The sequence below is a fragment of the Phytohabitans houttuyneae genome (genome assembly GCF_011764425.1).
GTDB classification, from domain to species: Bacteria; Actinomycetota; Actinomycetes; order Mycobacteriales; family Micromonosporaceae; genus Phytohabitans; species Phytohabitans houttuyneae.
Genome location: NZ_BLPF01000001.1, coordinates 3,055,089 through 3,074,373 on the forward strand (window position 1 = coordinate 3,055,089; position 19,285 = coordinate 3,074,373).

Consider the following 19,285-nt stretch of genomic DNA (forward strand, 5'->3'; position numbering starts at 1 on the left):
CGCTTCGCGGGCGCGAGATGACGCCGCGTGATAACGGTCAGGTCTGCCCGACACGCCGTTGACAGGGCGACTCGATTCACGGAGCCTGATACGACCTCCCCACCCTGAGGCAGGTGCGACAACTATGGCAACGCCGCAGATGACGGCACCCTTGCAGCCGGGTGGCTTGCTCGCCCGGCGCTACCGGCTGATCGACAACATCGGTGCGGGTGGCATGTCCGTCATCTGGCGCGCCCGCGACGAGGTGCTCGACCGGGTCGTCGCGGTAAAGGTGCTCGCGCCGTCACTCGCCGCGGACGCCAAGTTTCGCGACATGGTGCGCGAGGAGGCCCGCGCGGCCGCCCAGCTCGTGCACCCGCATGTGACCTCGGTCCACGACTACGGCGAGGAGATCGCGCCGGACGGCACGGTCACCGCGTTCGTGGTGATGGAGCTGCTCTCCGGCGCGGAGCTGGAGACCCGGCTGACCGAGGGTCCGCTGCCGTGGACCGAGGCGGTCGAGATCTGCGCGCAGGTGGCCGAGGCGCTCGCCGCCGCGCACCGGCTCGGCATCGTGCACCGCGACGTCACGCCGTCAAACATCATGATGACCTCGGTCGGCGCCAAGGTGCTCGACTTCGGCATCGCCACGCACATCGGCGCGCCGGACGAGGACGAGGAGGGCGACACGTTCGGCACCCCGGCGTACGTGGCGCCCGAGCGGCTCGACGGCACGCCCGCGCAGCCGGCGACCGACACGTACTGCCTGGGTGTGCTGCTCTTCGAGACGCTGACCGGGCAGCCGCCGTACCCGGCGGACACGTGGGAGGACCTCACCCGCGCGCTGGAGGACCCGGAGGTGCCCCGGCTCGAGGGCGTGCCGGGGCTGCCACCCGCGGTGGCCGAGATCTGCTTCCGCTGCCTGGCCCGCAACCCGCGCGAGCGCCCGACCGCACGGCAGGTCGGCGAGGTGCTGCGCGACCAGCTGCTCCCCGCCGATCCACAGGCGGCCACGATGCTGTCGCCGACGGTCACGCTGCCGACGGTGGAGGTCACGCCGCCGCCCCCGGACGTCAAGCTGCCCGCCGAGGCGGAGCCCGAGTGGACGCCCGCGCACCGCCCACCCCGGCGTTCGCGCCGCACCAGGATCGCGGTTGCCGCGGGTGCGTCGGCGGTCGCGCTGGCATCGGCGGTACTGCTGGGAATGTCGCTGCGCGACTCGACGCCACCGCCCAGCGGCGCCGGGCACACCACGGCGGCCGTGGCACCCACGACGGCGCCGCCGCCCGCCGTCACACCTTCCGCGGAGGCCAGCCCGATCGCGCCGCCACCCTCGTCACCGCCCACGACTCCCCCGCGCCCGCCGACGGTGCGCGAGGTGATCACAGAGATCGACGTCCTGATCGAACGGGGCGTCGCCGAGGGCGCGATCCGCCCCGACGCCGGCCAGGATCTCAACAACCTCGTGCACAACCTGGAGTCGAAGCTGGCCACCGGCCCGGTGGACCTGACCGGACCGGTGGCCGAGCTCCGCTCGAAGGTCGCCCAGCGGGTGCTGGAGGGTTCGATCGACCGCGTGTACGGTGACGCGCTCGACGCCTCACTCGCCCGCCTCGCGACCGCGTCCTAAGGCAGGGAGTTCAGGAACGGCCGGTGGCTGTTGCGGAACTCCCAGCCGTAGTAGCGGTCCCAGTTGATCGACCAGGTCATCAGGCCCCGGAAGTTGGGATTGGTGCCGCTGCGCGGTGCGTACGAGCCGCAGCTCTGCCCGCGCACCAGGCAGCTGACCGCCTGCTGCACGCCGGCCGGCGCGACGTACCCGTTGCCGGCGCTCACCGACGACGGCGTGCCGAACGCGACCTGGTCCTCGCGGAGGGCCGGGAAGACGTTGGCCGTGTTGCCCGCGACCGGGAAGCCGGCCAGCAGCATGTCGGTCATCGCGATGTGGAAGTCCGCGCCGCCCATCGTGTGGTACTGGTTGTCCAGCCCCATGATCGGCCCGGAGTTGTAGTCCTGTACGTGCAGCACGGTGATGTCGTTGCGCATGGCGTAGATCACCGGCAGGTACGAGCCGGCGCGCGGGTCCTGCCCACCCCACGGGCCTGAGCCGTAGTACTGGTAGCCGAGCTGCACGAAGAACGTCTCCGGCGCCATGGTGAGGATGAAGCCGGACCCGTACCGCTGCTTGAGCGTGCGCAGCGCGGAGATGAGGTTGACGATCACCGGGGTGGTCGGGTTGCGGAAGTCGGTGTCACCGGTGTTGAGCGACAGCGAGTGGCCCTCGAAGTCGATGTCGAGCCCGTTGAGGCCGTACCGGTCGATGATCGCGCTGACCGAGCTCACGAACGCGTCCCGCGCTGCCGTGGTGGTGAGCTGGACCTGCCCGTTCTGCCCACCGATCGAGATGAGCACCTTCTTGCCGGCCTGCTGCTTGGCCCGGATCGCCGCGATGAACTCGGCCTCCGACTCGACGCCGGGACACTCGGCGGCCGGGCAGAGCCGGAAGCGGATGTCGCCGGACGTGACGCTCGTCGGCTCGCCGAACGCGAGGTTGATGATGTCCCAGTCGGCGGGTACGTCCGCCATGCGCAGGTAGCCGGAGCCGTTGGCGAAGCTGGCGTGCAGGTAGCCGATCAGCGCGTGCTTGGGCAGCCCGGTGTTCGGCGGCGGGCTGGTCGGCGGCTGTGTTGTCGGCGGCGCGGTGGTGGGAGGTGCCGTCGTCGGCGGTGCGGTGGTCGGTGGGCGCGTCGTTGGCGGCGCGGTGGTCGGCGGGGTGCCGCCGCCGCACGGCTGGCCGTTGAGCGTGCAGTTGAGCGGCGAACCGGAGCCGTTGCCGAGGAAGCCGAACGACGTCGACTGGCCGGGCGCGAGCGTGCCGTTCCACGAGCGGTTGGTGAACGTGTAGCGCTGGCCCGAGGACGTCATCAGCGCGTCCCAGTAGGTCCCCACGGTAGTGCCGGCGGGCAGGTCGAAGACCACCGTCCACGACGTGATCGTGGACGTGCCGCCGTTCGTGATCGTGTACTTCCCCTCCCAACCGGAACCCCAGTCGGAGGTCTTGGTGAAGGCGGCTGTCGGTGTGGCCGCCGACGCCGCGGGGGCCAGCCATATCGCGGCCGTCGCGGCGAGGACGCCCGCGGCCAGGGCGGTGATGAGGGTACGGGTGCGGGTCACTGCGGCCTCCCATCGAAGGATGGCCAATTATTAAGACTCTTAACAGTTTTTGTAAAGAGGGTGACCCATTGGCGGCGATCTCACGCCAGGCGGATCCGGTGACCACCCCGGTCGAAGAGCATCAGCTTGTCGAGGTCGACCTGCACTGTCATCGACTCGCCACGGCGGGGCAGCACGGGCGCCGGCACGCGGACGACGACGTCGCCGAGCGGTGGCTGGTCGGAGAGCTCGGCGTCGTAGACGGGATAGAACCCGTACTCCGTGCGGGCGGTCGCCGGCTGCGCCTCCGGCCGGGCGTGCGGCATCATGCGGGACAGCGCCTGCCGGAACGGGTGCCCGGCCGGCGGGTCCTCCGCGATCACGTCGGCCAGGTGCTGGCCGGTGTCCGGGTGCTCCAGCCGCGACTCCTCGATCGGCGTCGGCATGATGCCGGTGTCGAGGTGAACCAGCGCCTCGTGGCCGAGGTTTTCCACCAGCCGCACCTCGCCGCGCAGCACCGGCCCCGCGCGCTCTCGTCCGGCACGGGTCGCAACGCGTCGGCGCGCATGGCCACGGTGACCCGGTCATTGTGGTGGCTGGCGAGCGCCTCGGTGTGCGGCAGCTCCAGCAGCTGCGAGCCCAGGTCGATGACCGTGCGCTCGGCCTCCATGTAGATGGCGCCCTGCAGCAGGTTGGTGCGGGGCGTGCCGATGAACGCGGCGACGAAGAGGGTGGCCGGATCCCCATACACCTCGGCGGGCGGGCCGATCTGCTGGAGCACGCCACGGCGCAGCACCGCCACCCGGTCGGCCATGGTCATGGCCTCGGTCTGGTCGTGCGTCACGTAGAGCGTGGTGACGCCGAGTCGGCGGGCCAGCGCGGCCACGTCGGTGCGGAGGTCGGCGCGCAGCCCGGCGTCGAGATTGGACAGCGGCTCGTCCAGGAGGAACGCCTGCGGCTTGCGCACGATCGCGCGAGCCATCGCCACCCGCTGCCGCTGCCCGCCGGAGAGGTGGCCCGGCAGCCGGTGGAGCAGGTCGGTCACGCCCAGGTGCTCGGCCACCTCGGTCACCCGCGCCTCGGCGTCGGGGCGTGGTGGCCGGCGCGCAGCGGGAAGCCGATGTTTTGCGCGACCGTCAGATGTGGATAGAGCGCGTAGTCCTGGAAGACCATCGCCACCCGCCGATCTTTGGCCGAGAGGCGGTCGACCACCTGGCCGTCGATCAGCACGTGGCCGCTGGTCTCCTCCTCGAGGCCGGCGACCAGGCGCAAGATCGTGGACTTGCCACAGCCGGTCGGACCGAGCAGCACCAGGAACTCACCCGACGCAGCCTCGATGGTCACCTCGTCGACCGCGACGGTGCCGTCTGAGAACACCTTTGTCAGCCGGTCGGTGGCGATGGCGACCACGGATACCACCTCCCGTGACCATCGTCGTGGGAGAGCGGCCTCCGCGCTAGAGCCGACTCGCCGGGCGGCGCGTGACGCTCGCCAGGCGGCGATCAGGACATGCGAAGATGCTTGGCGATCGATGCCAAGTCGACGGTGCTGTCCACTTTCGTGTCGCCTTCTTCATCGACGACCGTGCGGTCGAGCCATCCGTCGCCGTCATCGTCGTAGCGCGTGCGCTCGAAGTGCCCGTCGCCGTCCTTGTCGTAGTCGGCGGACTCCACGTGCCCGTCAGCGTCATCGTCGTGCCCGATGATGTCGACCCGCCCGTCACCGTCACGGTCGACAAGGATGTCGACCCCACCGTCTGCCCGGCCGCGCAGGATGTGCTCGTCGTCGCGGCCGTCGCCGTCGAGGTCGAGACCGGCGTGGTAACCCTCCGGAATCGCATGGTCACCACCGCTGGCGTCGGCCTGCGGCCCACCCGGCCCGAGCGCGTCGCCGATCGCGTCCCCGAAGCCACCGAGGCCGCCGCCCGGGTGCAGCCCACCGGGGAAGATGTGTCCGGCCGGCCCGGCGCCCTGAGCGGGCGGCCAAGCGCCAGCCGGCCCACCGGCTGAGGGCCAGCCCGCGCCGGGGACACCGCCCTCTGCCGCTCCGAACCCGCCGTGGCCCTGGCTGCCCGGCGCCGCGCCGAAGCCTGCGTGCCCCTGGGTGCCGGGCGCCGCGCCGAACCCGGCGTATCCCTCGCTGCCGGATGGCGCGTGCCCTTCGCTCCCGGGCGCCGCACCGAACCCCGCGTGACCCTCCGCACCGAACCCGGCCTGGCCCGGCGGCGCGTAACCGAAGCCCTCGGTCGCCCCCGCCGGCGCGTAACCGAAGCCCTCGGTCGCCCCCGCCGGGGTGCCCCCGTCCATCGGGAAGCCTGCGCCCTGGCCGGGCACTCCCGCCACGCTCTCAGCCGGCCCGAAACCCGCATGGCCGGGCACTCCCGCCGCACCCTCGACCGGCCCGAAACTCCCCTGGCCGGGCACTCCCGCCGCACCCTCGACCGGGCCCTGGCCGGAAACGACCTGCGCCGCGCCGAAGCCCTGGTGTGCCGCCGCCCCCGAGCCGGGCGTGCCGCTCCCCGGCAGGCTGTCGGCGAGGCTGGGCAGCGCGCCGGCCATGCCGACCAGCGGGGAGAGCATGCCGAAGAGGCTTGACTGGTTGGCTCGCACCTCGACCGCGTGCTGGCCGCCGGTCTCACCGCCGACCTGGCTGTGCAGCAGCTCGATCTCGTCCGGATCGAGCCGGTAGCCGGCCAGCGCCGCGGCCGGGTCAGCCGCCAGCGCGGCCGCGAACGCCTGGTCGGTGACCAGCCGCTCCAGCACGGCATCGAAGTCGCTCATGCCGGCCACGGTAGCCCGGAACGGCAACGGGAGACATCCTCGGTTCAGTCCAGCTCTGGCATGGGTATGGGCTGCGGGCGCGGCCGGCACGTGCCGCACTGGAGAGCGTCTTCGACCACGAGACCCTCGGCGCGGCGCCGGGCCTCCGAGCGGTGCACCTCCAAGAGGAACGGCCCGAAGCGCGCGTGATCCTCACAGATGCCACGCCCACAGAACCGGCATCCCCCACGCGCCGCCTTGGCGCAAAACCAACAAAGCACCCAAGTCTCCTCAGCCGATGATGGTGCAGCTAACCGACGTTTGGCCGGAACCCGTGTTCTTCGCCTCGTCCGTTGCCGTGACAGTTATGACGACGCTAGATGCGTTTTGCCGGCCAGCTTCTGCCGGCAGGACGAAGCTGCCACCAAATTCCGCGCCGTTTCCGGCTAGATCGATCTGACCACTGAGCTCCCCCATCCGCCATGATCCTCGGACGGCGATTCGACCCGGGTCGCTCACGTCGTCCTTGGCGGAGCCCGAAACGGAGATTGTTTCGTCTGATCCACAGAAGACGCTCCTGGGAGTGGCAGCGACCGACACGGTTGGCCCGGTCGTGTCACGCGGCGGGGTCGGACTCTCCGACGGTGACGCGCTGGTCGGAGGCGGTGTCGTTCGGCCCGGAGTCGTTGGGGGGACGCCGGGGGTGGTTGGCGGCACCCCGGGAGTGGTCGGGGGCACGCCGGGCGTCGTCGGGTCACCCGGGTCACCCGGGTCGCCGGGGTTGGTCGGGTCGTCGCCCTCCGTCGGGCTGGCTGTCGGCGAAGGCGTCGGGGTCGGCGTCTCCTCCGGAATCAGCGACTCCGACGGCGACGGGCTGTCCGACGGCGTGCCCGCGGGCGGCCGGACGACCACGCCGTCGCCGCACGTGAGCGGGCGGTTGGTGATGGGCTGGCGGGTGCCGTCGACGTTGACCTTGCCGTCCGAGACTGACGCGTTGCCGCCGGTGACCGAGTACCAGGCCGGGCCGTCGTTGACCACCCGGCTGGCGCCGCTGCCGATCTCCAGCGCGAGTGACGCGAACGCTCCGCTCGTCGAGGCGGTGTCGGCCAGCACGCGTCCACTGTCGAGGGTCAGTTTGCCGTGCGGCTCCACCTGCCGCCGGCCGGTGCTCCACAGTGGACCGACGTCGGTGCGGGTCTCGCCGCAGAGTACGAGTGCTGCGCCGCCGCGGAAGGTGAGCCGGCCGGCGGACTTCGTCTGCACGCGGATGTCGCTGCCCTCGGCCACGTACAGCCGGTCGCCCTCCTCCAGCGTCACCGTGCGCCCGTCGAGGGTGGCGATCACGCGGCCGCGCTCGGCGGTGAGCAGCGCCTTGTCGCCCGGCATCTCGGCCCACGCGGGCCCGGGATGAGGTTGGCGACGCCGGTGCCGATGGCCAGCAGCAGGAAGAGCAGCACAAGCCACCACAGGCGCCGTTCGAACCGCCGGTCGACCTCCTCGTCGGCGGGCGGTGGCGGGCCGGGCGGCGAGGCGAGCGGCGGGTAGTCGGCGGCCGGGTGCACGCCGGCGGCGGGTGCCGCCTGCCCCCGCACGATCGGGGCGGCCTCGGCCGCCGCGCCGGCGGGTGAGGCGCCGAGCAGCAAGGGTAGGCCGGAGACGGCCGGGACGGTCCAGAGGCGCACGTGGGTACGCGCGTACGCGACGGGCTCGTCCATCGTGTGGCCCATCGGCCCGATCATCGTGCCGCGGCGCAGCTCGGTGCCGTCGGGAAGTACGACCACGCCGGTGGCGATGACCAGCGCGGCGTGCGCGGCCGGCAGGATCACCGGCGCGCCCGGCTCGAGGGCGGTGGGGCGCGCCTGCGCGATGAGGCCGATCTTTTCCTCGGCGGCCAGCCCGTCGAGGGCGGGGGTGTCGGCGAAGAGCGATTCCGCCTCCGCCCGATCAGCGGGTGGCGGCCCGGGCAGCCGGCCGACGGCGGCGGCGACGAGCGCGGGCGGTACGGCGAGCAGCGTCGTGCCGGCTGTGTGCCACGCGAGTGTCGCCGGCGAGCCGGTGACCGCGGCCGCGAGGCCGATCACGCCGCCTGGGCCGAGCCGCTCACGCACCGTGCCGGCCGGGTCGCCGGGGCGCCGCCCCTCCATCGCGCCGTCGACCACGACGAACACGGCGGGCTGCGCGGCGTCGGCGAAGACGAGCTGCTGCCCGGTGCGCGGATGCACCCAGGTGGCGTGGGTCGCGAGGTGGGTGAGCCGGTCGAGCGGCAGCCGCCCGAGCGCCGAGGAGCGCAGCACGTCGAGGCGGCGGGGCAGGTCGGTGGCGACGCGGCGCTCGGCCGCCCGCCTGCGCGCCTGGCGCCAGAGGCGGCCGAGCCACCCGGTGAGCAGGTACACGAGTGGCGCGGCGAGACCCACCACCACCGCGAAGAGCAGCAGCCGGGCCGGCCAGCCGGAGCGCCACAGCCCGGTTATCAGCCCTTCGACGCGGTCGGTCCAGATGCGCCAGCCGAGGTTGACGGCGATGACGAGCCAGAGGACAGCGAGCGTGCCGTACAGGGCGATGATCCGCCCCTCCCGGTCGAGCTGGCCCCAGGACGGCGGGCGGCGGCGGAGGCGGGCCACCACGTACGCCAGGCCGCGAGCGCGCAGGTTGGCGATCTCCAGCCAGTCCATCAGGAAGTAGTAGCCGTCGAGCGCGAGGAAGGGGTTGAGGTTGAACAGCGCGTTCAGGTACCAGGCGAAGGCCAGCTTGAACGCCCACGGCGCCGCCTCGGGCACGAGCAGCCCGACGATCTGGGCGAGGCCGGCGAGGATCAGGCCGGCGGCGGGCCCGGATGCGGTGGTGAGCATGCGCGCGCGCCGGCCCGCCATCCACACGTCGGTGGTGTCCACGAAGATCGACGGGATGCCGAAGTAGACGAGGAAACCGGCCGCCGGCACGCGCCGCCCGGCGTGTTTGGTGGCGAGCGCGTGGCCCAGCTCGTGGCAGGCGAGGGCGAGCACGTTGAGCGCGAGGAGCACGGCCGCGCCCGCCGCGTACGACCCGCCGGTCAGGAAGACGGCCTGCTCGCCACGCCACCACGTCCAGCCGAAGAGCACCAGCCCGAGCACCGAGACCATCGCCAGCACGAACGCCGCCGGCCGGGTGAAGAGCACCCGCCCACCGGCCCGGTACAGGAACGTGACCAGCGGGTCGATGTTGGCAAGCACCATGCGCCGGCCGCGCACGACCGCGAGCAGCGCGCGACCGAACCGCAGCGGCAAGGGCCGGCGGGCGATGGCGTCGAGCGGCCGGAACGCGTCGAGCGGCAGCTCGGCGAGCATGCGGTTGCCGGCCAGGTCGGCGACGACGCGGGTGACCTGCTCGGGCGCCAGGCGGCCGCTGAGCCGCGCGAAGTCGGCGACCAGCCGGGCCACCGTGCGCGTGCCGTCCATCAGCTGCGCGAGCTGCCACTCCTCCGGCGAAAGCCGCAGGTAGCACGCCCCGCCGCGGTCGTCCGGCGAGCGGAGCATCACGTACGGCACGTCGCGCACGTTGATCAGCTCAACCGCCTCGATGCCGAGCCGCAGAACCGGCTTGGCCCGAGCCGGATTGAGCCGCTCGACCACCGCCGCCCACAGCCCTGGGTCCGCCGGACCAGCCGGCCGACCCGGTGCTCGGCCCGCGAGCGCTTCCCACACGCTCAAGCGGGTCTCTACGACCGTCACGCGCTACCCCTCCCCCAGGTTGCGGGATGCAGAGTAGGGCCAAGACATCGACCGACGGGACAGCCAGTCCGCTACCTGACAACACCCGTACAGCTAAATCTGCCCGAAACTGCCGGTTGACGGGCCGGGAAGGCAGCGCAGGTGGACCTAATGGACGCACAAATGGTGAACGGCGGGCAACGTGGCCAACCCCCGAGGTCCACGTCGCCCGCCGCTCATTTGGGGAGGAGGCGGAGTGCCGTTGTGTGGCACCGGTCCGCCCGTAGTGCGCCGGTACTGCTTGTTAGGACGCTTCAGCCAGCGTCACGGTTGCCGTCTGCTCCTGACCATTTCGCTTGAAGGTGATCTGCACCTGGTCGCCGACCTTGCCGGACTGCACCGCGCCCACCAGGTCGTCGGAGTCGCCGATGGTCTTGTCGCCGAACTTGGTCACCACGTCGCCCTGCTGGAGGCCGGCCTTGGACGCGGGGCTGTTTTCGTTGACAGCGCCGATCAGCGCGCCGCCACCGTCCGCGTCGTTGACCGACACGCCGAGTGACGGGTGGCTAACCTTTTCGCCGTTGCGCAGGGCGTCTGCCACCGACTTGGCCTTGTTGCTCGGGATGGCAAAGCCGACGCCGATGTTTCCGTTGCCCTGGCCCGCGGTGAGGATCGCCGTGTTGATGCCGATCACCTCGCCCCGGGTGTTGACCAGAGCGCCGCCGGAGTTGCCCGGGTTGATCGGAGCGTCCGTCTGCAGCAGCCCGGAGATCGAGCTCACCGGCGCCTGCTGCTGCTGGGAGAACGGGTCCTGCTGCTGGTCGTTGCCGGTCTGGATGGTGCGGTCCTTCGAGCTGATGATGCCGGAGGTCACCGAGCCGTCGAGGCCGAGCGGGCTGCCGATGGCCAGCACTGTGTCGCCGACCTGCATGCCGTCGCTGTCGCCGAACGTCGCCGCGCTGAGGCCCGACACACCCTCGGCCTTGACCACGGCGAGGTCTGTGCGCGGGTCGGTGCCCACGACCTTGGCGTTGGCTGTCTTGCCGTCAGCGAAGGTCAGCTTGACGGTGCTGTTTTGCGCGTCGGCAACAACGTGGTTGTTTGTCAGCACGTATCCGTCTTCGCTCATCACGACGCCCGAGCCGCTCGCGTTGCCCGCGGCGATCGAGACGACGCTCCCCGCCACCTTTGCCGCGATGCCCGGAAGGTCCGCCTGGTTGAGGATGGGCGCCGCCGAATACGTCCGGTTGACCGTGGTCGGCGAGTTGTCGTCGAGGGCGGTCGCGATCGCGCCGCCGGCCACGCCGGAGCCGGCCATCAGCACGAGCGCGGCGACGCCGAGCATCGCGTAGCGCCCGAAGCGGCCGGAGCGCTCACGCTGCGGCGGTGCACCGGGCTGCTGAGCCCACACCGGCACCTGGCCGGGCGGGAGCGGGCCGTAGTGCGGCGCGCCGCTCGCGGGTGCTGGCACCGGACCGTGCATGGCGGGCCCCGGGGAGACCTGGCCGTGCGGGAGCGGGCCACCAGCGGCCGGCGGTGCGGTCACCGGCGGCACGCCAGCGCCTGCGTAGCCCGCGTTTCCAGGCCAGGTCGGCTGGTGCGCGCGGTCGGGGTGCTGCCACGGGCTGGAGGGCGGGGCATACCCACCCGGCGGCGGGCCGGTGGGCGCGGCGGCCGGCCCGGAAGGCACCGCCGGACCGCTCCAGGCCGGAGGCGCGGAAGGCACCGCCGGGCCACTCGGTGCGGGAGGCGCGGAAGGCACCGCGGGAGCGGTCGAGGCGGGAGGTGCTGAGGGCACCGACGGCGTGCTCGGGGCCGGAGGCGCGGAAGGCACCGCCGGGCCCGTCGAGGCCGGAGGGGTCGGCGGCACGGCCGGGATCTGGGCGGTCACGTCCGGCGCTGTGTTGCTTGGCGCCGGCGCGTCCGGGACCGCGGACGGGGCCGGTGTGGGCGGGGTGGACTGCTCGGAGACGACCGGGACCTGCTGGGTCTGGTCGGAGGCGGCGGACTGCTCCCGCGCGGCGGGTAGCAGCTCGGTGGTCGGGTGCGACGGCTCGGCGTCGGGGCTGACCGGCTGCCGCTGCGGGTTGGTCTCGTGCTCGCTCATGACATTTACCTTCCCCGCTCGCTCTTCAACGCGCCTGAAACCGCACTGAACGTTCCCTGTGAATCACGGGCCGTCGAGACACACGCCCGCCTACGGCTCCAGCGGCTCGCCGTCGTCGGACCCGAGCGCGTCATTTTCCTCCGGAGCCAACGGCAGTCGTACCCGGAAGGTGGCGCCTTTACCCGGGGTGGAGTCGACCTCGACCGTCCCGTTGTGCGCGGCGACAAGCGCGGCCACGATGGCCAGCCCCAGGCCGCTGCCGGTGGAGCCGTCGGCCCGCCGGGTGCGCGCGGCGTCGGCCCGGTAGAAGCGCTCGAAGACCCGCTCCGACTGCTCAGCCGACAGGCCGGGCCCGGTGTCCACCACCTCGACCATGGCCTCGAAGTCGCCGTCGCCACGCTTGACGGACTGCAGGCGCAGGGTGACGGAAGCGTCGGGCGGGGTGTGCGTCAGCGCGTTGGTCATCAGGTTGCCGATCACCTGGCGCAGCCGCGCGTCGTCGCCGAAGACGACGAGCTGCCCGGCGCCGGGGACGACCTCCAGCTGGATCTGCCGGTCCGGCGCGATCGCCCGGGCGGCCTGCACCGCGTCGGCGGCCAGCACCGGCAGCTCGACCGGCGCGAGCTCCACCGGTCGCTCGCGATCGAGCCGCGCCAGCAGCAGCAGGTCTTCGACGAGCAGGCCCATGCGGGACGCCTCGTCCTCGATCCGGCGCACCAGACGCGCGACGTCTTCCGGCGAGCTGGCCGCACCCTGGCGGTACAGCTCGGCGAAGCCACGGATCGTGGTCAGCGGGGTGCGCAGCTCGTGCGACGCGTCCGCCACGAACTGCCGCATCCGCTCCTCGGAGCGCCGCGCCCGCGACTCGGACGCCTGCGCCGCGAACGCCGCGTCACGGGCTGCCGACTCCGCCGCACGCGCGGCCGACTCGGAGTCGGCTCGGGCGGTGAACGCCGTCTCGATCTGGGCCAGCATCGCGTTGAGCGCGCGGGAGAGGCGGCCCAACTCGGTCTGCGGCTCCTCCTCCCCCGGCTCGGGGTCGGGCACGCGGCGGGTGAGGTCGCCGCCGGCAATCGCGGCGGCGGTGCGCTCGATCTCGTTCAGCGGGCCGAGGCTGCTGCGGACGATCGCCGCGCCGATCGTAGCGAGCAGGATCAGCACCGCGCCGCCGACCAGCGCGTCGACCCAGATCAGCCGGGTGACGGCCTCGTCGACGTCGACGAGGTTTTGCGCCACGGTCATGAGGCTGCCGTCGGGCAGCTGCGTGACCAGCACCCGCCACCGCACGCGCTGGTCGGAGGTCTTCGCCGTGAACGGCTCGTTGAGGTGGTCCTGGAAGCCTTCGTAGTCGGTGGGGAGGCGCGGCAGCTGGTTGGTCTTGACGAAGCGGTCGTCGTACTGCGGGCCCTCGACCGTGTCCGGCGTGTCCGGATGGGCCACCACGATCAGGTAGTCGGAGGGGAGGCCGACAACGATCCGCTTGTCGCCCGTCGCCGAGGCCTGGAGCGCGCCGCTGGCCGTGCGCAGCTCGCTATCGATCTTGTCGATCAGGTAGCTGCGCAGGGCGAACGCGCTGCCGATGCTGATCACGAGCAGCGCCATACCGACGAGCACCAGGACGGAGGTGACCAGCTTGACGCGGAGCGGGACGCGCCGGACAAACTTGAGCATGGCCGCCCACCAACTGGTCAGGTCGCCGGCTTTCGCAAGACGTACCCCACGCCACGCAGGGTGTGGATGAGGCGCGGCTGGGTCGTGTCGACCTTGCGCCGCAGGTACGAGATGTACGACTCGACGATGTTGTCATCGCCGCGGAAGTCGTAATTCCACACGTGGTCGAGGATCTGCGCCTTGGAAAGCACGCGGTTGGCGTTGAGCATCAGGTAGCGCAGCAGCTTGAACTCGGTCGGCGAGAGCTGGATGCGCTGACCGGCCCGGTAGACCTCGTGCGTCTCCTCGTCGAGCTCGAGGTCGGCGAAGGTGAGGCGGGAGGGCGACTGGTCGCCGGCGGTGGTGCGGCGGAGCACGGCCCGGATGCGGGCGGTGAGCTCCTCCAGGCTGAACGGCTTGGTGACGTAGTCGTCGCCGCCGAGCGTGAGGCCGCGGATCTTGTCGTCGGTGGCGTCCCGGGCGGTGAGGAACACCACCGGCGTGCGCGTGCCGCTCTCGCGCATCAGCCGGATGACCTCGAACCCGTCGAGGTCGGGAAGCATCACGTCGAGCACCACAAGGTCGGGGCGACGATCCTTCGCGGCGTTGACCGCCGCGCTGCCGCTGGTCGCGGTCGAGACATCGAACCCGGCGAAGCGCAGGCTGGCGGAGAGCAGCTCGAGGATGTTTGGATCGTCCTCGACGACGAGCAGTCTCGCCTCAGTCTGCGGTGCGGCCATACCAGACATCATTCCCCTCGGCGCTGGGCCGTGACTGGGGAGTGGCTGAGAAGAACCTGAGAGTAGCCAGGTGGCCACCCGCATCGGTGTCATCCGCGGAAGAGGCGCCTGAGCGTGACAAGTGAGGCGTCGAGCACCCGCGTCGCCGTGCGCGCCTGCCCCTCGGTGAGCCGCGCGTTGCGCACGAGCTGCCGCACCTCCGCCGCGAACGCTTCGATCCGCTTTTCCAGCTCGTCGAGTGCGGCACTTGACGCCCGCTCACCCCGGCCGGAGGAGCCGGCACCCGCCCACTGGAACTCCCAGTGGTAGTCCCGCCCGCCGCTGCCCCGGCGGGTCTCCCGCGCGGCCTGGTTGAGCTCGCGCTTGAGGTCGCGCACCGAGCCGCGCACCTCGTCCTGTATCTCGTTGGCCAGCGACGCGAGGTCTTCCACCGAGGCGCGAATGTCCGACTCCAGCGTGGCCAGCTCACCCGCCCGCTGGCGCAGCTCCGCGCGGCCGGCATCGGTGATCTCGTACACCTTCCGGCCGCCGGCGGCGGTGTGCGAGACCAGCCCTTCGGCCTCCATCCGCTGGAGCCGCGGGTAGATCGTGCCGGCACTTGGCGCGTACAGCCCCAGGAAGCGGTTTTCGAGCAGGCGGATCAGCTCGTAGCCGTGCTTGGGGCCGTCGTCGAGCAGCTTGAGCAGGTACAGCCGGAGCCGCCCGTGACTGAAGACAGCGGTCATATCTCGGCATCCTCGGGCTCGGCGTCGTCCGGGTCGGGAGCGGGCCTGGAGAGCAGCGCGATGCTGCCGGACGTGGTGCTCGCCCACAGCTTGCCCTCGCCGGCGCCGATCACACCCTGCGCGTCCTTTGTCCACGGCGGCCCGTCACCGGAGCGCAGCCCCGGAAAGGCGCTGGTGATCCGCCCGGACGTGGTGTGCAGGTGGACGCTGAGGTCGCTGTCCTCGCGCACCCGGACCGTCACGCTGCCGGACGTGGTGCCGAGCCGGATCTCGCTGCGCCGGGGGTTGTCGAGGTCGCAGGTGATCGAGCCGGAGACGGTGCGGGCGTGCACCCGCTCGGCCGGGCTGTCGGCAAGGATCAGCTCGCCGGAGACGGTCTCCATGGTCAGGTCGTCGGCGACACCGAGCGCCTCGACCGGGCCGGAGATCAGCTTGGCGACCGTGCGCCCACCGAGCCCCATCAGCGTGATGCGGCCCGAGGTCACGTCGACGAACGTCTCGCGGCGCAGGCCCGAGGCGATCACGGTGCCGTCGATGAGGTGCAGGTCGGCGCGGGCATCGCCGGGCACGGCGATCGAGACGTCCACGCGGTAGCGCCGGCCGAACTGGATCAGCCAGCGCAGGAAGCCCGGCCAGCGGGGAATCCGCTCGTGCCGCACCGAGAGCCGGCCGTCGCGCTCCTCCACGATGATCGGCTTGGCCCCCGCGTTGGCGATCTCGACGCGCGCCGGCCCGTCGGCGCCGACCACGTTGAGCCGGCCGGATATGAGATATACGTCAAGACGCGAGACCGGCTCCTCGAAGGTGAGCCGCTGCGGACCTTCGACCGTCCAGGTGGGCATGGCGCTCAGCCTAACGCGATACATCGCGATATGCCAGAGCCGTATCGCGACACAACAAAGCGCGCCCCCTCCCGGCCGGGAAGGGGCGCTGATCAGCAGAATTCAGGCGGCGAGGCCCATGGCGCGCTGGTACACCGGTCCCTCGGTGCGCACGGCCGCCTCGGCCACGCGCGCCAGCTGCCGCCGGGTCGCGACCGCCTCCGGGTGCAGCGCCGGCGTCGCGGTCACCGACACGAGGAGGCGCCGCACCGCGAGCACGCGGCGCAGCGACACCCACAGGCTGTCGTCGCCGAGGAACGCGACCGTGGTCGGCCGCTCGCCGTAGTTGATCGCCACGGGTACCACCTGGGCGCCCGCGTCCAGCGCGGCCTGGAACATCGCCGGGCGGAAGTGTCCGGACATCGCGCCGCACCAGGTCGTACCCTCCGGGAAGACCGCGACCACCCCGCCGCCGCGCAGTGCCGCGGCGACCTCGGCCACCGTGCCCGGAAGGGCCCTCGGCCGCGTGCGGTCCACGAAGATCGTGCCGGCCGACGCGGCCAGGCGCCCGATCACCGGCCACGCGCGCACGTCGTGCTTGGCGAGCATCCGGGCCGGCGCCACCGCGAGCACCGCGACGATGTCCAGCCACGAGATGTGGTTGGCCACGAGCAGCGCGTTCTCCGCGGGCAGCCGGCCCTTCGTGACCAGCTTCACCTCCAGGGCCGCAAGGATCGCGCGGGCCCAGGCACGTCCGGCGGCACGGCGTCCGCGCGATTTCATAAGAGGGAGTACCGGCAACAACACCACACCACCGGACAGCGCGCCGATCAGGGCGAAGAGTCGGGCCAGCTGGCGCGCCCACGAGACGCGCGTGCCCGGCTCCGGACCGGGCAGGCAGTCGGGGCCGCAGTCCGATCGGGGCTGCCAGAGCGTGCTCGCGGTGTTCATGCGCTGCCTCCGAGGCCGTGCCCGCTGCCGAGAAAATGCTTGAGGTAGCGCGGGTCGACCCGGTCGAGCGAGAGCAGCACGTACAGGTCGGCGACGCCGAAGTCCGGGTCGTACGCCGGTTCGCCGCAGATCCACGCGCCCAGCCGCAGATAGCCGCGGAGCAGGGGTGGGACGGCGGCCCGGCCGGTGTGCGCGGCGACCGCTTCGGCGGCACCCGGCTCGGCCAGCCACGGGCGCCGCGGGCGGACCCGGAGCGTGGGCGGCGAGAGGTGCTTTGCGCGGGCCAGGTGCCAGACGCCGGCCGCGACCTCCGGGCCGCCGTCCAAGGGGACCGAGGCGCAGCCGCCGAGCCAGCGAAGGTTCTTGAGGTGCAGGTAGCGGGCGATGCCGGCCCACATCAGGTTGATCACCGCGCCGCTGCGGTGCTCGGGGTGCACGCACGAGCGTCCGGTCTCGACGAGGTGGTCGCGCAGCGGGCTGAGGGCGTTCATCTCGAACTCGGTGTCGGAGTACCGGCGGCCGGCGCGGACGGCGGCCTGGGGCGGGAGCATCCGGTACGTACCGACGACCGCACCCGTCGAGTCCTCGCGCACGATGAGGTGGTCACAGAACTCGTCGAACTCGTCCACGTCGAGCCCCGAGCCGGCGGTGGGCAGCTTGGCGCCCAGTTCCGCGGCGAAGACGTCGTAGCGCAGCCGCTGTGCGGCGGCGACCTCTGCGCCGTCATCGGCGATCAGCAGCGAGTACCCGCTGGTGCCGGTGGACCCCGCGGACGCGGCGCTGGTGAGGAGTACAGCCATGCTCCCTGTGTAAGCATCCACGGTGATCAGGGAGTATCCCGAGCGTGTATCGCGCGTGGCGCTTATCTGGAATGTGAGGCTTCAGGTCATGCGGCGGGATTGAAAATCCTCTTCGCACCCGTCACCCTGTGTGCGCGCGGTCGCGGGCTTCGCGCCGTGTCCACGGGAGGAGAGAGATGTCTGACGGACAGATTGTCGTGTCCGGGCTGACGAAACACTACAAAAACGTCAGAGCGGTCGACAACTTGTCGTTTACCGTCGAGCCCGGGCGCGTGACGGGCTTCCTAGGCCCCAATGGCGCGGGTAAGACGACGACGCTGCGCATGCTGCTGAACCTGGTGAAACCCACGGCCGGTACGGCCACGATCGGTGGCCAGCGGTACGCCGACCTGTCCGATCCGCTGCACACCGTCGGGGCGGTCCTGGAGGCGTCAAGCGCGCACAAGGGGCGCACCGGCATCAACCACCTACGCGTGATCTGCGCTGCCGCCGGCTTCCCGCGCTCGCGGGCGGACGAGGCACTGGCGATGGTCGGCCTGTCGCCCGCCGCCAAGCGCAAGTTCAAGGGGTACTCGCTGGGTATGCGCCAGCGGCTCGGCATCGCCGCGGCGATGCTTGGCGACCCCAAGGTGCTCGTGCTCGACGAGCCCGCCAACGGCCTCGATCCCGAGGGCATCCGGTGGATGCGCGACCTGCTCAAGTCGCTCGCCTCACAGGGCCGCACAGTGCTCGTCTCCAGCCACCTGCTCTCCGAGATGCAGCTGCTCGCCGACGACCTGGTGATCATCGCGGCCGGAAAGCTGGTCCGCCAGGGCACGGTCGACCAGGTGATGGACTCGATGGCGCACAGCGCGGAGGTGCGAGTCCGCACGCCGCAGGTGGAGGAGCTGACCAGCGCGCTCGTCGCGTTGAACGCGACGGTCACGCCGAACGGCGAGGGTGGCCTGCTGGTCGCCGGGGTGGACGCGCCGAGCGTCGGCCGGGCCGCGCTCAAGGCGGGGGTCGAGCTGCACGAGCTGACCACCGAGCGGCCCGACCTTGAACGCGTGTTCCTCGAGCTCACCGCGGGAAAGGCGGCTATCCGATGAACCTCGTCCGCAGCGAGTTCCTGAAGATCCGCACCACCAACGCGTGGTGGCTCTTCGCGCTCGGCGCTTTCGGCATGCTGGCGCTGACCTTCTTCATCAACGCGGTGGGCGCGCACTTCACGCTGACCGAGGCGCCGCCGGAGGGTGCCGACCCACAGGTCGCGGCGACGTACAACGAGGTGTACCAGGCGGCCAACCTGTACACGTCGGGCCAGTTCTTCGGCCTGCTCTTCGTGCTGCTGCTCGGCATCGTGGTGATCACCAGCGAGTTCCAGCACCAGACGGTCACCACGACGTTCCTCACCACGCCGCACCGCACGGCCGTGATCGTCGCCAAGTTCGTCGCGTCCGCACTGGCCGGGTTCGGCTTCTGGCTGTTCACCACCGCGCTGAACATCCCGGCGACGATCATCTTCATGAGTGCCGAGGGCTTTTCCAATCATCTCGGCGACACGGCGGTGATCCGCGCGATCGGGCTCAACCTGCTCGCGTACGTCCTCTGGGGGATCCTCGGCGTCGGCTTCGGCGTGCTGATCCGCAGCCAGATCGGCGCGACCGTGACCGCGGTGGTGCTCTACCTGATCGGCACGATCGCCGGTGCGGTGTTCTTCACGCTGATCGCCAACTGGCTCGACTGGGAATGGTTCGAGGACCTGCAGTTCGGCCTCCCGTCGATCGCGTCCGGCCTGATGGTCAGCGGTACCAACATTCCGGGCCAGCCGCAGTACTGGGTCGGCGCGGTGGTGCTCGTGGCCTGGGTCGTGGCCACCGGCGTGATCGGCACGATGATCACCCGTACGCGGGACATCTCGTAGCTCTTCGCGAC

17 protein-coding genes are annotated in these 19,285 nt (G+C 71.7%); 3 read left to right on the forward strand and 14 right to left on the reverse strand.

Translation table 11 applies throughout. The annotated features are described in order from the left end of the window. The first annotated feature begins 124 nt into the window (after positions 1-124). Positions 125-1,609: a serine/threonine-protein kinase gene (locus Phou_RS13430; RefSeq protein ID WP_246273528.1), complete on the forward strand. Its 1,485-nt coding sequence runs from the start codon at positions 125-127 to the stop codon at positions 1,607-1,609. Here Phou_RS13430 and Phou_RS13435 read toward each other — a convergent pair. The 14 genes from Phou_RS13435 to Phou_RS13495 form a co-directional block, all read right to left on the reverse strand. After that, positions 1,606-3,153 carry a chitinase gene (locus Phou_RS13435; RefSeq protein WP_218579015.1) on the reverse strand — a complete coding sequence of 516 codons (1,548 nt, stop codon included), beginning with the start codon at positions 3,151-3,153 and terminating at the stop codon, positions 1,606-1,608. The two genes, Phou_RS13430 and Phou_RS13435, sit on opposite strands and share 4 nt — an antisense overlap. 80 nt (positions 3,154-3,233) lie before the next feature. Next, the gene (locus Phou_RS52585) at positions 3,234-3,578 is read right to left on the reverse strand and encodes a hypothetical protein (RefSeq protein ID WP_173056360.1); all 345 of its coding nucleotides are present in this window, start codon (positions 3,576-3,578) and stop codon (positions 3,234-3,236) included. Next, on the reverse strand, positions 3,512-4,204 hold the full coding sequence (locus Phou_RS13445; RefSeq protein WP_281365028.1) for an ABC transporter ATP-binding protein: 693 nt from the start codon (positions 4,202-4,204) through the stop codon (positions 3,512-3,514). The genes Phou_RS52585 and Phou_RS13445 overlap by 67 nt, the downstream gene beginning before the upstream one ends. Continuing rightward, positions 4,201-4,542 (reverse strand): ATP-binding cassette domain-containing protein, encoded by a 342-nt coding sequence (locus Phou_RS54435; RefSeq protein WP_281365029.1) that lies wholly within the window; start codon positions 4,540-4,542, stop codon positions 4,201-4,203. The genes Phou_RS13445 and Phou_RS54435 overlap by 4 nt, the downstream gene beginning before the upstream one ends. A gap of 92 nt (positions 4,543-4,634) precedes the next feature. Then, on the reverse strand, positions 4,635-5,912 hold the full coding sequence (locus Phou_RS13450; protein ID WP_173056361.1) for an Os1348 family NHLP clan protein: 1,278 nt from the start codon (positions 5,910-5,912) through the stop codon (positions 4,635-4,637). Between the two features lie 270 nt (positions 5,913-6,182). Continuing rightward, a complete protein-coding gene (locus Phou_RS13455) occupies positions 6,183-7,277 on the reverse strand; it encodes a hypothetical protein (RefSeq protein ID WP_173056362.1) in 1,095 nt (364 codons plus the stop codon). Then, positions 7,232-9,598: a cyclic nucleotide-binding protein gene (locus Phou_RS13460; RefSeq protein ID WP_173056363.1), complete on the reverse strand. Its 2,367-nt coding sequence runs from the start codon at positions 9,596-9,598 to the stop codon at positions 7,232-7,234. Before Phou_RS13460 ends, Phou_RS13455 begins: the two co-directional genes overlap by 46 nt. A gap of 283 nt (positions 9,599-9,881) precedes the next feature. Further along, positions 9,882-11,684 (reverse strand): trypsin-like peptidase domain-containing protein, encoded by a 1,803-nt coding sequence (locus Phou_RS13465; RefSeq protein ID WP_173056364.1) that lies wholly within the window; start codon positions 11,682-11,684, stop codon positions 9,882-9,884. Positions 11,685-11,774: 90 nt separating this feature from the next. After that, the gene (locus Phou_RS13470; RefSeq protein WP_173056365.1) at positions 11,775-13,355 is read right to left on the reverse strand and encodes a sensor histidine kinase; all 1,581 of its coding nucleotides are present in this window, start codon (positions 13,353-13,355) and stop codon (positions 11,775-11,777) included. Between the two features lie 17 nt (positions 13,356-13,372). Next, entirely contained in the window at positions 13,373-14,074 is a 702-nt protein-coding gene (locus tag Phou_RS13475; RefSeq protein WP_173056366.1) for a response regulator transcription factor, read from the reverse strand. A gap of 89 nt (positions 14,075-14,163) precedes the next feature. Beyond that, positions 14,164-14,799, reverse strand: coding sequence for a PadR family transcriptional regulator (locus tag Phou_RS13480; protein ID WP_173056367.1), 636 nt, complete (start codon positions 14,797-14,799; stop codon positions 14,164-14,166). Further along, positions 14,796-15,641: a DUF4097 family beta strand repeat-containing protein gene (locus tag Phou_RS13485; protein WP_173056368.1), complete on the reverse strand. Its 846-nt coding sequence runs from the start codon at positions 15,639-15,641 to the stop codon at positions 14,796-14,798. Before Phou_RS13485 ends, Phou_RS13480 begins: the two co-directional genes overlap by 4 nt. Before the next feature lie 102 nt (positions 15,642-15,743). Then, on the reverse strand, positions 15,744-16,571 hold the full coding sequence (locus tag Phou_RS13490) for a lysophospholipid acyltransferase family protein (protein WP_173056369.1): 828 nt from the start codon (positions 16,569-16,571) through the stop codon (positions 15,744-15,746). After that, the gene (locus Phou_RS13495) at positions 16,568-17,371 is read right to left on the reverse strand and encodes a GNAT family N-acetyltransferase (protein WP_173056370.1); all 804 of its coding nucleotides are present in this window, start codon (positions 17,369-17,371) and stop codon (positions 16,568-16,570) included. Before Phou_RS13495 ends, Phou_RS13490 begins: the two co-directional genes overlap by 4 nt. 176 nt (positions 17,372-17,547) lie before the next feature. Between Phou_RS13495 and Phou_RS13500 the strand changes: the two genes are divergently transcribed. Together Phou_RS13500 and Phou_RS13505 are read left to right on the forward strand one after the other, a co-directional pair. Then, positions 17,548-18,459 carry an ABC transporter ATP-binding protein gene (locus Phou_RS13500; protein WP_173056371.1) on the forward strand — a complete coding sequence of 304 codons (912 nt, stop codon included), beginning with the start codon at positions 17,548-17,550 and terminating at the stop codon, positions 18,457-18,459. After that, the gene (locus Phou_RS13505) at positions 18,456-19,274 is read left to right on the forward strand and encodes an ABC transporter permease (RefSeq protein ID WP_173056372.1); all 819 of its coding nucleotides are present in this window, start codon (positions 18,456-18,458) and stop codon (positions 19,272-19,274) included. The genes Phou_RS13500 and Phou_RS13505 overlap by 4 nt, the downstream gene beginning before the upstream one ends. Positions 19,275-19,285 lie beyond the last annotated feature (11 nt).

Excerpts from the sequence above, each read along its gene's own strand:
- Phou_RS13490 (WP_173056369.1), bottom strand. The coding sequence starts at position 16,571 with ATGAACACCGCGAGCACGCTCTGGCAGCCCCGATCGGACTGCGGCCCC.
- Phou_RS13485 (WP_173056368.1), bottom strand. The coding sequence starts at position 15,641 with ATGCCCACCTGGACGGTCGAAGGTCCGCAGCGGCTCACCTTCGAGGAG.
- Phou_RS13480 (WP_173056367.1), bottom strand. The coding sequence starts at position 14,799 with ATGACCGCTGTCTTCAGTCACGGGCGGCTCCGGCTGTACCTGCTCAAG.
- Phou_RS52585 (WP_173056360.1), bottom strand. The coding sequence starts at position 3,578 with ATGCCGACGCCGATCGAGGAGTCGCGGCTGGAGCACCCGGACACCGGC.
- Phou_RS13455 (WP_173056362.1), bottom strand. The coding sequence starts at position 7,277 with ATGCCGGGCGACAAGGCGCTGCTCACCGCCGAGCGCGGCCGCGTGATC.
- Phou_RS13450 (WP_173056361.1), bottom strand. The coding sequence starts at position 5,912 with ATGAGCGACTTCGATGCCGTGCTGGAGCGGCTGGTCACCGACCAGGCG.
- Phou_RS13475 (WP_173056366.1), bottom strand. The coding sequence starts at position 14,074 with ATGGCCGCACCGCAGACTGAGGCGAGACTGCTCGTCGTCGAGGACGAT.
- Phou_RS13430 (WP_246273528.1), top strand. The coding sequence starts at position 125 with ATGGCAACGCCGCAGATGACGGCACCCTTGCAGCCGGGTGGCTTGCTC.
- Phou_RS13495 (WP_173056370.1), bottom strand. The coding sequence starts at position 17,371 with ATGGCTGTACTCCTCACCAGCGCCGCGTCCGCGGGGTCCACCGGCACC.
- Phou_RS13500 (WP_173056371.1), top strand. The coding sequence starts at position 17,548 with ATGTCTGACGGACAGATTGTCGTGTCCGGGCTGACGAAACACTACAAA.
- Phou_RS13465 (WP_173056364.1), bottom strand. The coding sequence starts at position 11,684 with ATGAGCGAGCACGAGACCAACCCGCAGCGGCAGCCGGTCAGCCCCGAC.
- Phou_RS13470 (WP_173056365.1), bottom strand. The coding sequence starts at position 13,355 with ATGCTCAAGTTTGTCCGGCGCGTCCCGCTCCGCGTCAAGCTGGTCACC.
- Phou_RS13505 (WP_173056372.1), top strand. The coding sequence starts at position 18,456 with ATGAACCTCGTCCGCAGCGAGTTCCTGAAGATCCGCACCACCAACGCG.